A 13,599-nucleotide genomic window follows, 5' to 3' on the forward strand; every position below is an offset into this window, starting at 1 on the left:
ATCCTGCCAACAGCGGCCCGGTGCGGCCGCGCCGTCCCGCACAGCCTCCTGGGTTCGCGTGAGAAGGACACCGACCGCTCCCCCGCCGTCGTTGCCCATGTTGGCTTGGAAAAAGCCCGGCCCCAAAAAGAACAATGCCCACTCGGCAAGGCGGCTCCACGTCCGGAGCCGCCTTTTCCATGCCGCACCGCATCGGTGCGCCGGTTGCGCCGACGACAAGGGTGTTATAAAGTAACACCTATGTCCGCGCTTCACGACCATACCCACTGCATCGCCGATGCTCTCACCCGTGCCGACGCGCTGTGCGCCGAACGGGGGGCGCGGCTGACCGCGCTGCGCCGCCGCGTGCTGGAGCTGGTCTGGTCCAGCCACCGGCCGCGCGGCGCCTATGCGATCCTGGAGGATCTGAGCCAGCAGGACGGCAAGGCGGCGGCGCCGCTGACCGTCTACCGTGCGCTGGAGTTCCTGGTCGAGCAGGGGCTGGTCCACCGCATCGAATCGCTGAATGCCTATGTCGGCTGCGCCGCACCGGGGGATGTCCATTCCGGACAGTTCCTGGTGTGCGAAGCCTGCGGCGACGCCGCCGAGATCGATGATCCGGGCGTCGGTGCCGCCATCGACGCCGCGGCGGCCGAGCGCGGCTTCCGCGTCCAGCGCCCTACCGTCGAGGTGCGCGGCCTGTGCAAATCCTGTCAGGAGAATCCCCGTTGAGCGCTCCCGCCGCCCCTCCCGCCCGTCTTCCCGTCTCGGTGCTGACCGGCTTCCTCGGCAGCGGCAAGACCACGCTGCTGCAGGCGCTGCTGCGCAACCCGGCCATGGCCCGCACCGCCATCGTCATCAATGAGTTCGGCGAGGTCGGACTCGACCATCTGCTGGTCGCCAAGGCGTCTGAGAACATGGTGCTGATGGACAGCGGCTGCCTGTGCTGCACTATCCGCGGCGATCTGGTCGACACGCTGCGCGACCTGTTCCTGAAGCGGGTGAAGGGAGAGATCCCGGAATTCGACCGGGTGGTGGTGGAGACGACCGGGCTGGCCGATCCCGCCCCGATCATCCACACCCTGATGTCGGACCCGCTGCTGGCCGCCCGCTTCCGCCTGGACGGCGTCATCGCCACGGTGGACGCGGCGCACGGCTCGCTCCAGCTCGACCGCCAACCGGAAAGCGTGAAGCAGGCCGCCGTCGCCGACCGCATCGTGCTGACCAAGACCGACGTTGCCACCCCGGCGGCCACCGCCGCCCTGATGCAGCGCCTCGCCGCCATCAACCCGGCCGCCCCGATCATCCCCGCCGCCCACGGCGAGGTCGATCCGAACAAACTGTTCGACGCCGGGCTCTACAACCCGGAGACCAAGAGCCCCGATGTCGCCCGCTGGCTGCGCGAGGAGGCCTATCGCGATGAGCAGGCCAAGGCGCACGGGCATCATGACCATGATCACCATGGGCACGACCACGATCACGGCGACCATTGCGGCCCCGACTGTGGCCATGACCATCACCACCACGACGCCAACCGCCATGACGACCACATCCGAGCTTTCTGCATGGTGATCGACCGGCCGATTCCCTGGAACGGCTTCGTCGACTTCATGGAGGCGCTGATCGCCCAGGCCGGCGAGAACCTGCTGCGGGTGAAGGGCTTGCTGAACGTCCAGGAAAGCGAGCTGCCCGTGGTCGTCCACGGCGTCCAGCACATGTTCCACCCGCCCGTCCGGCTGGAGGAGTGGCCCAGCGACGACCATCGTACCAAGCTGGTCTTCATCACCCGTGACGTCGGCCAGCCGGTGATCGAGCCGCTGTTCAACGGGTTGGTCTGGGGCGAGGGGAAGTAAAGTCAGTCCTCTTATTTGCCTATGTTAGACTCCCACCCCAACCCTCCCCCGCCCAGCGGGGGAGGGTTGGGGTGGGGGCATTAGAAGCCGACACCTCCCCCACCCTCACCGCCCCACCACCCGCCGCAGCGGACTGTCGCCAACCGCCCACACCCCGCGGTCCATCGCCTTCGCGCCGTCGAACACCAGCCAGCTCTGCCGCCCGTAATGCGGCAGCGGCCGGACGAGCGCCCGCAGCGCCTCTGCGTCGGCACCCGACACCACCAGGGCCGTCCGCCCGTCCGCCGCGCGCGACACCCACACCCGCGCGCTGCCTCGTCCGGCCAGTTCCGGCGGCACCGGGGGCAGCCCGCGCGCCTCCAATTCCCGCGCCACCGCAGCGTCGGTGCCGACCAGCAGCAGCGGGGCAGCTCCACCACCGCCTTGCTTCCCGGCGCCGTCCATCAGCCGTCCGGCCAGCGTCCTTGCGGCCCCCGCCGCTTCGCCGTCGGCGGCGATCACCCGCTCCGCACCCGGACGCAGGGTCACGTCGCGCAGGATCGGCGGCGCTTCCCCCGGCGCCAAGCGACGGAACAGGTCGAAGTCAGGATCGACCGCCACCGCCCGAACCTCCGCTTTCGCTGGAATGCGCAGCGTCGCCTGCCGGCTGTCGAAGCGGACGCCATGCTCCTCCACCCCGGCCGCCGTTTCCAGCCGCACCGGCACGGTCAAGGAATAAGGCGTGTCGGCCTCCTGCCGCAGGGTCAGCAGCACGCCGTCGCCATCGGCACGGGCATCGGCCAGGGTCAGCATCGGCGCCCCCTGCCGCTCCACCCACTGGCTGAACAGCCAGCCCAGGTCACGGCCGGATGCCGTCTCGAAGGCATTGCGCAGGTCGGACCAGCCGGCCGTCTGGAAAGCATGTTCACTCCAGAACCGGCGGACGCCGGCGTCGAAGGCGTCGCGCCCGATCTCCGCCTCCAGCATGTGGAACAGCATCGCCGCCTTGCCGTAGCCGACGATCTGCGACGCGTCGTGCGTCTTGGACAGGAACGCCGTCAGCGGCCGGTCGCGCTCGGCCGGCAGGGCGGCATAGTCGCGCAGCCAGTCCAACCGCATCGCCCGTGCGGCATCGGCGCCGCGTTCACGGGCGGCGGCATAATCGGCCATGTAGGTGGTCAGCCCCTCCGCCCAATTGCCGCCCTCGCCTACCCGCACGCCGTTGCCCCACCAATTGTGCATGATCTCGTGGGTCAGCGACTGGCTGCGGATGAAGGGCAGCGGCAGGACGGCGCGGCCGATGGCGGTCAGGCCGGGAAAGCCCAGCCCCACCGGCGGTGGAACGGAAACGATGCTGAAGCCGTCGAAGGGATAGGCGCCGATGCGGGCGGACCCGGCGGCGATCGCCTGCTCCGACAGGCCGAGATAGCCGTCGGCCAGCCCCGTCTGCTCCGGATGGCGGTAGAGACGCAGGCGGAGGTCTCCCGCCACCCTTTCCTCGACCATCCAGGGGCCGGCGAAGACGGAGGGTTCCTCCACGCTGCGGCTTTCCTCGAACACCCCGCGGTAGCCGGCGGCGTCGCGCACCTCCTCCACCAGCCGCCCGGTGGCGACGGCGACATAGGGCGCCGGCACCCGCACCGACAGGCGCCAGGTCGGCGGCTCACCGACCGCGGAAGCCGGATCGGGCAGCCAACCGCCGAGCGCCGGCAGGAAGGCGCCCTCGCCGTCCAGCGCAAGGCCGGTGCCGGCGGTGAAGCCCGGCAGCCGGCCGCCGTAGCGCAGCGTCACCGGCCCGCCTCCCTCCGGCACCACCAGTTGCAGCCGGTCGCCACGCCGGTCCACCGGAAGGACCCTGTCGCCGGCCCGCACCTCCTGCAGCGCCAAGGCCGGGTCCAGCCGCAAGGACTGCGCCCCGGCCGGCAGGGTCAGCCGATCCACGGCCTCTATCCGTCCGGAGGCGGGATCGAGCGTCAGGTCGATGTCGTGGTGCAGCGGTGCGGCACCGGCCGGGGCGATTGCGCCCAGGGCCAAGGCCGCTCCCGCCAAGGCCCCCAGGGTCGGGACCGGGATGCGCAGGATCGTCATGCCCCTGAAGATGGGCGCCGGACCGTCGAAGGGCCAGCGCGGCGTCATGCCGCGCGGATGCTCTCCAGGAAACCGTCCACCTCGCTGCGCAGCCGGTCGGCGACGCCGGTCAGACGTCCGGATTCGTCCAGCATCTCGTTGGCCTTGGCGCCGGCATCGGTCGTCGCCTCGCTGGCGCCGGCGACGTTGATCGAGACCGCCTGCGCCCCCTGGGCCGCCTGATGGACGTTGGCGGAGATGTCGCGCGTCGCCGCACCCTGCTGATCCACCGCCGCGGCGATGGCGCTGGAGATGCTGGTCATCTCGCCGATGACATGGCCGATGTCGCGGATGGCCACCACAGCCACATTGGTCGCCTGCTGGATTTCCGCGATCTTCTTCTGGATGTCCTCGGTTGCGCGGGCGGTCTGGTTGGCCAGCCCCTTCACCTCGCTTGCCACGACGGCGAAGCCCTTGCCATGCTCGCCGGCGCGCGCAGCCTCGATGGTGGCGTTCAGCGCCAGCAGGTTGGTCTGCCCGGCGATGGAGTTGATGAGGCTCACCACCTCGCCCACCTCGTTGGCGGCGCGGACGAGTCCGTTCATCACCTCGTTGGTCCTGGTCGCCTCGGCCACCGCCTGATTGGCGACGTCGTTGGAGGCGCTGACCTGCCGGCCGATCTCGCCGATGGAACTGGACAGTTCCTCCGTGGCGCCGGCAACGGTGTTGACGCTGACCGCCGCCTCTTCCGCGGCCTGGGCAGCGGCGCTGCTGCGGCTGGTGGCGGTGCCGGTGCTGGCGGTCAGCGACTGGGCGGTCTGCCGCATGGTGCCGGCCGAGGCCGTCACCTGCCGCACCACCTCGCCGATCGACCGTTCGAAACCGTCGGCCAGCCTGGACAGCAGGGCCACACGCTCCGCTTCCGCCTTGACGTGCATTTCCTCCTGCTGGGCGCGCAGACGGCGGCTTTCCAGCCCGCGTTCCTTGAACACACCGACCGTTGCGGCGATCAGGCCGATCTCGTCCCGGCGACCGGTGTCGGTGACCTCGACGTCGAGGTCGTCATTGGCCAGCCGGCGCATCGCCGCGGTCAGCCGCGACAGCGGTTCTGTAATGGAGCGGGCAATCCACAGCGCCAGCAGCAGGGCCGCGATGCCCAGCCCGCCGCCGAGCAGCCCGGCCTGCAGCGCGTAACGACGGAAATCCGCCTCGATATCGTCGATATAGACGCCGGTACCGACGACCCAGTTCCAGCCCGGCGTCATCTGCGCATAGGCGATCTTCGGGCTCGGCACCGTCTGCGCCGCCTTCGGCCAGGAATAAGAGACGTAGCCACCACCCTTGCGCGCCTCCTCCACCAGAAGCTGTGCGAAGGGAACGCCATTCGGATCCTTGAAGGCGCCAAGGTTCTGTCCTTCGATTTGTGGCTGCCCGCCATGGACTTCGATTTTCCCGTCCACGTCTGTAACGAACAGATATTCGCTCCCGGCATACCGCATTGCCCGAACCGCGTTCCTGGCTGCGGCACGTGCCGCATCCTGCGGCAACTCGCCTTTCGCCGCCCGCACTTCGAAGTCTTTGATGGTGCCGATCGCCACTTCGACAATGGACCGCACCTTGGCACGGCTGCTTTCCTCTTGGGTGTCGCGAAGGGATGACAAAACGATGACTGCGACACCGACGATCGCGCACAGCATGATCGCGGAAATGGTGAGGAATTTTTTGCTTATGCTGATGTTATGCATTCAAACGACCTCCCGGATAGACATTCGAAGTCTATGGAACCGGTCTGTCGGAGTCAAAACCGTACAATTCGGACATCATTTTGCGGAAAAGCACAGCGACACGTTACAAAGTAATAAGGCATTCGCCGCAAATCATCACATTTCAGCGAAAAGACTCCAGAAAACAGCCCCAGACCCTAGGTCAACCGGGATAGCCGCGCACCCGGTCATACAACTTTGACAATCTTTGATCGCAAATCCCTAGCTCCTTCAGGTGCTCCACCGTGTTGGCCAGGTAATCGATGTTGGGGCCGCGCTGGCCGCAGCAGCCGGCGATGCGACAAACGACCGCAGTCTCTTCGAGGCCGCGGCAATATTGCGGGTGGTTGCGGTCGACGACGAAGCAGCAGGCACTGACCGACTCCAGCCCCTCCGCCGACCGGCCGTCGCGCAGGCGCACGCGCAGCAGCCTCGGCCGATAGACCCGGCTGTCCATCTCCCGCTCCCACAGGTAGTCGAGAGTGGACGGCACGTCCGCCGCGGCCACCCGGAAGACAATGCCCCGGCAGGAGCCGCCGCGGTCCAGCCCCAGCACCAGCCCCGGCCGCTCCGGCGTTCCGCGATAGCGGTAAGAAGCGACGCAGAAGCTGCGGTGGTATCCCGCCAGGGTCGCCGCATGTCGCTCCGCGAACATGAAGCCGGGGTTCCACATCAGCGAGCCATAGCCGAACACCCACAGGTCGGCGCCGGGTTCGACGGCGATGTCGCCGGTCCACGCAGGAGTCGGAAGCGGTGAATCGGGAGCCATGGGAGATCGCAGGAGGAAAGATCGCTTGGGGATGGTTGGACGCGAATCGGCAGCCACCGAGCCTAGCATGCGGGTTACGGGGTCGCTATAACGGTACGGAGATGGAACGGACATGCCACCGATGCGACCCAACGCCACCTCTTCCGCCCCGCGCCGCCTGCTGACCGGGCGCCGGATCGCGACCATCCTGGTGCTGATGGTCCTGCTGCTGCCTGCCCTTCTCTATTCGCTGTGGTGGTGGCAGGCGGCCCGCTCCGTGCGTGCAGGGCTGGAGACCTGGGTCGCCGACCAGCGCGCCAATGGGGCGGTGGTCGAACATGGCGGGCTGACCGTCGGCGGTTTCCCCTTCACCCTGCGCGCCAAGTTGGAAACGCTCCATCTGGCGACCCGCGGCGCCGACTGGCAGGGCGCGGGCCTGGTGGCGGAGGCGGCCCCGTGGAACCCCACCCGCATCGCCCTGACCTTTCCCGGCGAGCAGCGCCTGTCCGTCGTCCAGCCGGGTCAGCCGCCCGTCGACATCCTGGCCCCGCAGGGCGGCAGCGGCGACGTGACCATGCGGATGTCGGGCACGCTGGAGCGGCTAGCCCTGCATTTCACCGGCCTGACCGCGCGGGTCGCCGGACAGCCGGTGCCGGTCGCCGCGCTCGACGTCAGCGCCGCCCAGCCGGACCAGCCGCCGACCGAACGCGGCACCGCCGGCCTGACCGTGACATTGAGCGCCGACGGACTGACCCTGCCCGACGGCATGCCCCCGACGCTGGGCCGCGAGGTGAAGCGGACGGAGCTGACCCTGCGCGTCATGGGCGCCCCGCCCCGGCCGGAACCGGCGAGCCTGTCGGCCTGGAGCCGCGACGGCGGCACGGTGGAACTGGACCGGCTGGCGCTGGACTGGGGTCCGCTGGGGGCGGTGCTGTCCGGCACGCTGGCGCTGGACGCGCAGTTGCAGCCGCAGGCGGCGCTGACCGCGGAGATTCGCGGCGCGCCGGCCATACTGGACGCGGTGAAGCCGATGATGCGCCCGAACGAGGCCGCCATCGCCAAGACCGTGCTGGCCATGCTGGCGCGTCCAACCGGCCCGAACGGCGAACCGGTGGTCACCGCTCCGGTCACGGTGCAGGATCGCGCGCTTTATGTCGGGCCGTTGCGCGTCGCGGCATTGCCCAAGCTGGTCTGGTGACAAGTATCGGGCGGAACCGCCGATAAACGGCGGAAATGCAACAGGTGGCGGCGGGCATGACGCTTCCATGACTCCGCCCCCTTGTTTCACACGGCGCATCAGGTCAAATTGACGCAGTCCCTGTCGCGGCTGCCATGGTGCGTCGGTCGATGTGTCGGTTTCTTGCCTATTGCGGCGAACCCGTGTTCCTGGAAACGCTGGTCTGCACGCCCTGCCATTCCCTGATCGAACAGTCGATGCACGCTGCGGAGGCGAAGACCGAAACCAACGGTGATGGTTTCGGTGTCGGCTGGTACAGCGAGCGGACCGAGCCCGGCCGCTATTGCGAGATCCGCCCGGCTTGGTCGGACGAGAACCTGCAGTCGATCTGCAGCCATGTCCGCTCCCACCTGTTTTTCGCCCATGTGCGGGCGGCCACCGGCACCGCGGTCAGCCGGGCCAACTGCCATCCCTTCAAGGCCGGGCGTTTCCTGTTCATGCACAACGGGCAGGTCGGCGACTGGCCCCGCCTGCGCCGCCGGGTGGAGGCGATGATCCCGGACGAGCTGTACAGCACCCGCACCGGCACCACCGACAGCGAGGCGATCTTCCTCGCCGCGCTGGGCCAGGGGCTGGAACAGGAGTCGGTCGGCGCTTTCCAGCGCGTGCTGCATTCCATCCGCGACGAGATGCAGGCGTTGGATATCACCGCGCCGCTGCGCTTCACCGCGACCTGGACCGACGGCGAGCGGGTGTGGGCGGTGCGCTGGGCCTCCGACGACAAGCCGCCCAGCCTGTACTGGCGCCGGGGTGAGAATGGCCTGATCGTGGTGTCGGAGCCGGTCGACGCCCAGCGCGACCAGTGGCGGCAAGTTCCCCCCAGCGGCGGGCTGGTGGCGCGCATCGGCGCTGCGCCGGAGATGTTCACGTTCCACTGAGAGGGAGGAATCACCCCTCCAGCAACCGGTCCTTCGGCAGCAGGATGGTCACCGCCGTGCCGCGCCCCGGTGCGCTGTCGATCTCCACGCCGCCGCCATGCAGCTCGGCGAAGCGGCGGACGATGGGCAGCCCCAGCCCGACGCCTTCATGCTGGCGGACCAGCGAGCGTTCCGCTTGGGTGAAGGGGTTGAAAATGCGCCCCATCAGCTCGGCCGGGATGCCGGGCCCGTCGTCGCGCACGGTCAGACCGACGAAGTTGCCGCGGTCCTCCACCGCCACGGCGACATGGCCGCCGGTGGGCGTGAACTTGACCGCATTGTCCAGCAGGTTCAGCACCATCTCGCGCAGCCGCCGGCGGTCGATGCGCATGCGGAAGGCGGGACAGGGATGGACGGCCAGCGTCAGCCGCTTGCCCGCCGCCTTCGGCGCCAGCATGTCGGCGCAGCCGGTCAGCAGTTGGGGGATGTTGACGTCGCTTTCCTGGATCTCGATGGAGCCGGTGGAGCCGCGGGTATAGTCCAGGATGTTGTTGACCATGGTCAGCAGCGACCGGCCGCTTTCCTCGATCAGCTTCACATATTCCAGGTAATCGGGATGGCCCAGCTTGCCCATCCCCTCCCCCGCCAGCACGTCGGCGAAGCCGATGATGGAATTCAGCGGCGTGCGCAGCTCGTGGCTCATCACCGCCAGGAAGTCCAGCTTGGCACGGTCCGCCTTGCGCGCCGCCTCCAGCGCGTCCGACAGTTCGGCGGTGCGTTCCGATACCCGGTGTTCAAGCTCGCGGTTCTGTTCGGCGGCGCGGCGGTAGAGCTTGCGGATCTCCACCATGTTGCGGACGCGGTGCAGAAGCTCCCAGGCGATGAAGGGCTTGGTCAGGAAATCGTTCGCACCCAGCTCCAGCGACTTGCGCCGGGTCTCCTGGTCGGTCTGGGCGGTCAGCACCAGGATCGGCACGTAATCGTCGCCGAAGATCGGCTTCAGCCGCTCCATCAGGTCAAAGCCGCTCATGTGCGGCATGCGGATGTCGATCAGCAGGAGGTCGAACGGCTCGGCCGCGCACAGGTCCGGCACCTTGCGCGGATCGGTCTCGCCACGGACTTGGCGATAGCCGTCGTGGCTCAGGATTTCCCGCAACAGGTCGACGTTGGACGGGTTGTCGTCCACGATCAGGATGCTCGCGTCCTTGACCTGCTGGGCGAGCGCCGGGTCGATCTGGCTCCTGTTCATCGGGGGCATGCACCTTTGAACCGTCCGCGTGGGAAATTAGATTTGCCGCTGAACGGATCGAATGCAAATGAAATGATCGGAAAACAACCGGGTTCTGCGGCGGTCTCCACTCAGGCCCGCTTTTCCCAGCCGCCGCGGTCGGTCTGCTGCCAATAGGTCAGGCTGTGGCCGGCCGCCTTGCAGGCCTTCCAGCGCTGGCGGGCGGCCAAAACCGCCTCCTCGTCGTTGCCGTCGAACAGATCGCAGACGAGTTCAAAGCCGTCCATGCGGTCGCTGACGCAGCCATCCACCGTGACCAGCACGGTGGCGCCGTTGGGGTTCTCGTCGGCGTCGGTCAGCCACACCGGTTGCTTGTCGGCGAAGCCGTCGCGCGCCGCCCCGTGTGGCAGGAAGGAGCCGGGATCGTAGGTCCACAGATGCTGGTTCAGCATGTCCACCCGCTCCGGCGAACCGGCCAGCACGACGGCACGCCAGTTCCGCTCAAGAACCTTCTCCAGGATCTTGGGCAGCGCCTGCTCCATCGTGCGCCGTTGCAGGTGGTAGAAGCGGACTTCGGTCATGGCTCCTTCACACAACTCAGGTCATCAGGCTTCGTGGTATTCCGCCACGAAGCGGTCGAGCAGGCGCACGCCGAAGGCGGTGGCGCCCTTCGGCACCGTGGCGCCGTCCTTCTTCGCCCAGGCCACGCCGGCGATGTCGATGTGCGCCCACGGCACGTCGTTGACGAAGCGCTTCAGGAACTGCGCGCCGACGATGCTGCCGGCGCCGCCGCCCGACCCGGTGTTCTTCATGTCGGCGGCCGGCGAATCGATCTCCTTGTCATAGCCGTCGCCGAGCGGCATCCGCCACACCGGCTGGCCCACCTTCAGGCCGGCGGCCGTCAGGTTCATGGCGAGATCGTCATCGTTGGCGAACAGGCCGGCATGCTCGTGACCGAGCGCCACGATGACGGCGCCGGTCAGGGTGGCGAGATCGATCATCAGCTTGGGCTTGTAGGCGTCCTGCGCGTACCACAGGCAGTCGGCCAGCACCAGACGGCCTTCGGCGTCGGTGTTGATGACCTCGATGGTCTGGCCCGAGGCCGAGGTGACGATGTCGCCCGGACGCTGCGCCGTGCCGGACGGCATGTTCTCCACCAGGCCGACGATGCCGACGGCGTTGACCTTCGCCTTGCGGGCGGCCAGCGCGTACATGGTGCCGATCACGGTGGCGGAGCCGCCCATGTCCCACTTCATGTCTTCCATGCCGGCCGCACCCTTGATCGAGATGCCGCCGCTGTCGAAGGTCACGCCCTTGCCGATGAAGGCGACCGGGCGCTTGTCGTCGGCATCCGGGTTGCCGTTCCAGCGCATGACGACCACGCGCGGCTCGCAGGCGCTGCCTTGCGCCACGCCCAGCAGGGCGCCCATGCCGAGCTTCTTCAGCTTCTTCTGATCGAGGATCTCGACCTCGACGCCGAACTGCTCCAGGTCCTTCGTCTTCTCGGCGAGGCTTTCCGGATAGATGACGTTGGCCGGTTCGGACACCAGATCGCGGGTGAAGCGGATGGCGTCGGCCAGCGTGTCCAGCTTCTTGAAGGCGGCCTTGGCGGCGCCGTCATCCTCGACCAGCAGCGTCAGCTTGCGCAGGCTGGGCTTCGGGTCCTTCTTGTCGGACTTTTTGTCGTTGGTCCGGTACTTGTCGAACTTGTAGCTGCGCAGCTGCGCGCCGAAGGCGATCTCGGCCGAGGCGGCGGCCGGGGAAAGCTTGGCCTCCTCCGGCAGTTCGACCAGCAGCGCGGCCTCGTCGGCGGCCTTGTCGAGCTGGACGGCGATGGCGCCGCCGGCAGCCTGGAGGACCAGATCGGTCAGGTCGGCGCCCTTGCCGATGCCGACCAGCAGGATGCGGTCAAGCTCGGTCCCCGCCGGGGCGAGCAGCGTCAGCGTCTCGTCCTTCTTGCCGGTGAAGCGGGCGGCGGCCATGGCGCGGGCCAGCGCCCCGCCGGTCTTCTGATCCAGATCCCGCCCGATCGGACCGAGGCTGCGGTCGGCGGCGACGGTCACGGCGAGCACGCCGGAGGACGGCAGGGACGGCTTGGCGAAGGAGAACTTCATCTGGTCCTCTTGTGGGGGATTGGGCGAATACGCCCGGATGATGTCAGCGGCGGAAAGCCTACCCCACGGATAAGGAGCGCGCCACCCCGGCTGTCAAGGTGGGGGAGTTGCCTCGCCATGCCCCCTCCCTTCCCATGGCTGCGCCATGGGCCCCTTCCCTCCCCCGCTGGGCGGGGGAGGGTTAGGGTGGGGGCAATCGAAGCCGACTGCTCCCCACCCCCTCACTCACGCATCGATCGCCTTGCCCAGCTCGACCGGATCGACCTCTCCCTGCTCCAGCCCGACATCGGACACGCTCTCTTCCGATACGCTCTCTTCCGCGCGGCGTTCCAGCACGGCGGCGAAGAAGCCGTCGGTGTCGTGGCGGGCCGGGGTCAGGCGCAGGTACGGACCCTCGACCGGCGGCGCGCCGGCCTCCTCCTCCGCCCACACCTCGGCGACCGGCTTCACGATGAAGTCGTGGTGGGTCTGCAGGAAGGCCTCAACCTGCGCCTCGTTCTCGTCATGCAGCATGGAGCAGGTGGCGTAGATCAGCCGCCCGCCCGGCTTCACCAGACGCGCCGCGCTGTCCAGGATGTTGGCCTGCAAGGGCAGCAGTTGTTCCAGACCCGGCCCGAGCTGGCGCCAGCGGGCATCCGGGTTGCGGCGCCAGGTGCCGGTGCCGGAGCAGGGAGCATCCACCAGAACGCGGTCGAACTTGCGCTTGTGGCGCTTCACCCAAGGATCGCGCTCGCTGGTCAGCGGGTGGGCCTCGATGTTGTGCAGGCCGGCGCGGCGGAACCGCTCGGCGGCGCGCTTCAGGCGCTTGTCGAGCACGTCGCAGGCGACGACACGGCCCTTGTTCTTCATCAGCGCCGCCACGGCCAGCGTCTTGCCGCCGGCCCCGGCGCAGAAATCGACCACCTGATGACCCGGCTTCGGCGCCACCGCCAGCGCCACCAGCTGTGAGCCCTCGTCCTGGATCTCGACCAGACCGTCCTTGAAGGCGTCGACGCTGCCCAGCGGCGGCCGGCCCTTGACGCGCAGGCCAAGCGGCGACCAGCGCGTGGTCTCCGCCGTGATCTGCGCCTTGGCCAGCGCCTTGATGGCGCTCTGCTGGTTGGCCTTCAGCGGGTTGATGCGCAGGTCGAGAGGCGCCGCCTCCAGCAGCTTCTCCATCTCCACCCCGAAGCGGTCACCCAGCGAGGCGCGCATCGCCGCTTCCGCCCACTCCGGACACTCCACCCGCACCGTCTCCGGCATGTCGGGATGGTCCATCGTATGGCATTCCAGCTTGCCGACCATCGCCAGCTCGTCGTCGGTCAGGCGGGCCGGGGCGAACTTGCCGCCGCTGAACATCTCCAACACCACGCCGGCGTTGCGGTTCTCCTCCAGCAGCAGATAGGCCAGCACGCGGGCGCGCGGGGTGGCGCGCTCGTAGCCGCCGCGCTCGATCCACCAGCCGAGCCGGGCATGGCGGCGCAGGATCGCGTAGGCCATCTGGGCGATGGCGGTGCGGTCCTTCGACCCGATGTAGCGGCGGTTGCGGAAATAGGCGCTCATCACCGCGTCGGCGGGGCGAGGGGTCTCGTCGATCTCGGTCAGCAGATCGATGACCGCCTGGAGGCGGGCGGCGGGTGTCATGGCGTCTGGTCCCTTGGGGTGTCACATGGCGGCGAACAGGACCGGCCGCCCGCATGTTCCCCCGCATCGGATCGGGGACGGGATGCACAGTTGCGGACGGTCCTTCACGTATGGGCTGTCGATACCGCGTTTGCCGCGCTCTGTCACGCCC

General features: G+C 68.5%; 11 protein-coding genes. 4 read left to right on the forward strand and 7 right to left on the reverse strand.

Features of this window, described 5'->3' with window-relative positions:
* Positions 1-240: 240 nt before the first annotated feature.
* Together B9N97_RS21760 and B9N97_RS21765 are read left to right on the forward strand one after the other, a co-directional pair.
* Entirely contained in the window at positions 241-711 is a 471-nt protein-coding gene (locus tag B9N97_RS21760; RefSeq protein ID WP_085089810.1) for a Fur family transcriptional regulator, read from the forward strand.
* Complete coding sequence (locus B9N97_RS21765) at positions 681-1,832, forward strand: CobW family GTP-binding protein (protein WP_085089811.1); 1,152 nt, start codon at positions 681-683, stop codon at positions 1,830-1,832. The genes B9N97_RS21760 and B9N97_RS21765 overlap by 31 nt, the downstream gene beginning before the upstream one ends.
* A 105-nt stretch (positions 1,833-1,937) precedes the next feature.
* Here the strand turns inward: B9N97_RS21765 and B9N97_RS21770 are convergent, their stop codons facing one another.
* From B9N97_RS21770 to B9N97_RS21780, 3 genes are all read right to left on the reverse strand, one after another.
* Positions 1,938-3,947 carry a M1 family metallopeptidase gene (locus tag B9N97_RS21770; protein ID WP_244560832.1) on the reverse strand — a complete coding sequence of 670 codons (2,010 nt, stop codon included), beginning with the start codon at positions 3,945-3,947 and terminating at the stop codon, positions 1,938-1,940.
* Positions 3,944-5,623: a methyl-accepting chemotaxis protein gene (locus B9N97_RS21775; RefSeq protein ID WP_085089812.1), complete on the reverse strand. Its 1,680-nt coding sequence runs from the start codon at positions 5,621-5,623 to the stop codon at positions 3,944-3,946. Before B9N97_RS21775 ends, B9N97_RS21770 begins: the two co-directional genes overlap by 4 nt.
* A gap of 181 nt (positions 5,624-5,804) precedes the next feature.
* Complete coding sequence (locus B9N97_RS21780) at positions 5,805-6,410, reverse strand: gamma-glutamylcyclotransferase (RefSeq protein WP_085089813.1); 606 nt, start codon at positions 6,408-6,410, stop codon at positions 5,805-5,807.
* A 112-nt stretch (positions 6,411-6,522) separates the two neighbouring features.
* Between B9N97_RS21780 and B9N97_RS21785 the strand changes: the two genes are divergently transcribed.
* Both B9N97_RS21785 and B9N97_RS21790 read left to right on the forward strand, forming a co-directional pair.
* On the forward strand, positions 6,523-7,587 hold the full coding sequence (locus B9N97_RS21785; protein ID WP_244560833.1) for a DUF2125 domain-containing protein: 1,065 nt from the start codon (positions 6,523-6,525) through the stop codon (positions 7,585-7,587).
* A 149-nt stretch (positions 7,588-7,736) separates the two neighbouring features.
* Complete coding sequence (locus B9N97_RS21790; RefSeq protein ID WP_085090705.1) at positions 7,737-8,504, forward strand: class II glutamine amidotransferase; 768 nt, start codon at positions 7,737-7,739, stop codon at positions 8,502-8,504.
* 10 nt (positions 8,505-8,514) lie between these two features.
* On the opposite strand, the gene B9N97_RS21795 is transcribed toward B9N97_RS21790, so the two are convergent.
* The 4 genes from B9N97_RS21795 to B9N97_RS21810 all read right to left on the reverse strand — a co-directional run bounded on the left by B9N97_RS21795 (position 8,515) and on the right by B9N97_RS21810 (position 13,448).
* Positions 8,515-9,732, reverse strand: a complete 1,218-nt coding sequence (locus tag B9N97_RS21795) for an ATP-binding response regulator (RefSeq protein ID WP_085089815.1) — start codon at positions 9,730-9,732, stop codon at positions 8,515-8,517.
* 110 nt (positions 9,733-9,842) lie between these two features.
* A complete protein-coding gene (locus tag B9N97_RS21800) occupies positions 9,843-10,292 on the reverse strand; it encodes a DNA polymerase III subunit chi (RefSeq protein ID WP_085089816.1) in 450 nt (149 codons plus the stop codon).
* Between the two features lie 24 nt (positions 10,293-10,316).
* Positions 10,317-11,825 carry a leucyl aminopeptidase gene (locus tag B9N97_RS21805; protein WP_085089817.1) on the reverse strand — a complete coding sequence of 503 codons (1,509 nt, stop codon included), beginning with the start codon at positions 11,823-11,825 and terminating at the stop codon, positions 10,317-10,319.
* A 225-nt stretch (positions 11,826-12,050) separates the two neighbouring features.
* Positions 12,051-13,448, reverse strand: coding sequence for an RsmB/NOP family class I SAM-dependent RNA methyltransferase (locus B9N97_RS21810; RefSeq protein WP_085089818.1), 1,398 nt, complete (start codon positions 13,446-13,448; stop codon positions 12,051-12,053).
* Between the last annotated feature and the right edge of the window lie 151 nt (positions 13,449-13,599).

Source organism: Azospirillum oryzae (assembly GCF_900177515.1).
Classification (GTDB): Bacteria; Pseudomonadota; Alphaproteobacteria; order Azospirillales; family Azospirillaceae; genus Azospirillum; species Azospirillum oryzae_A.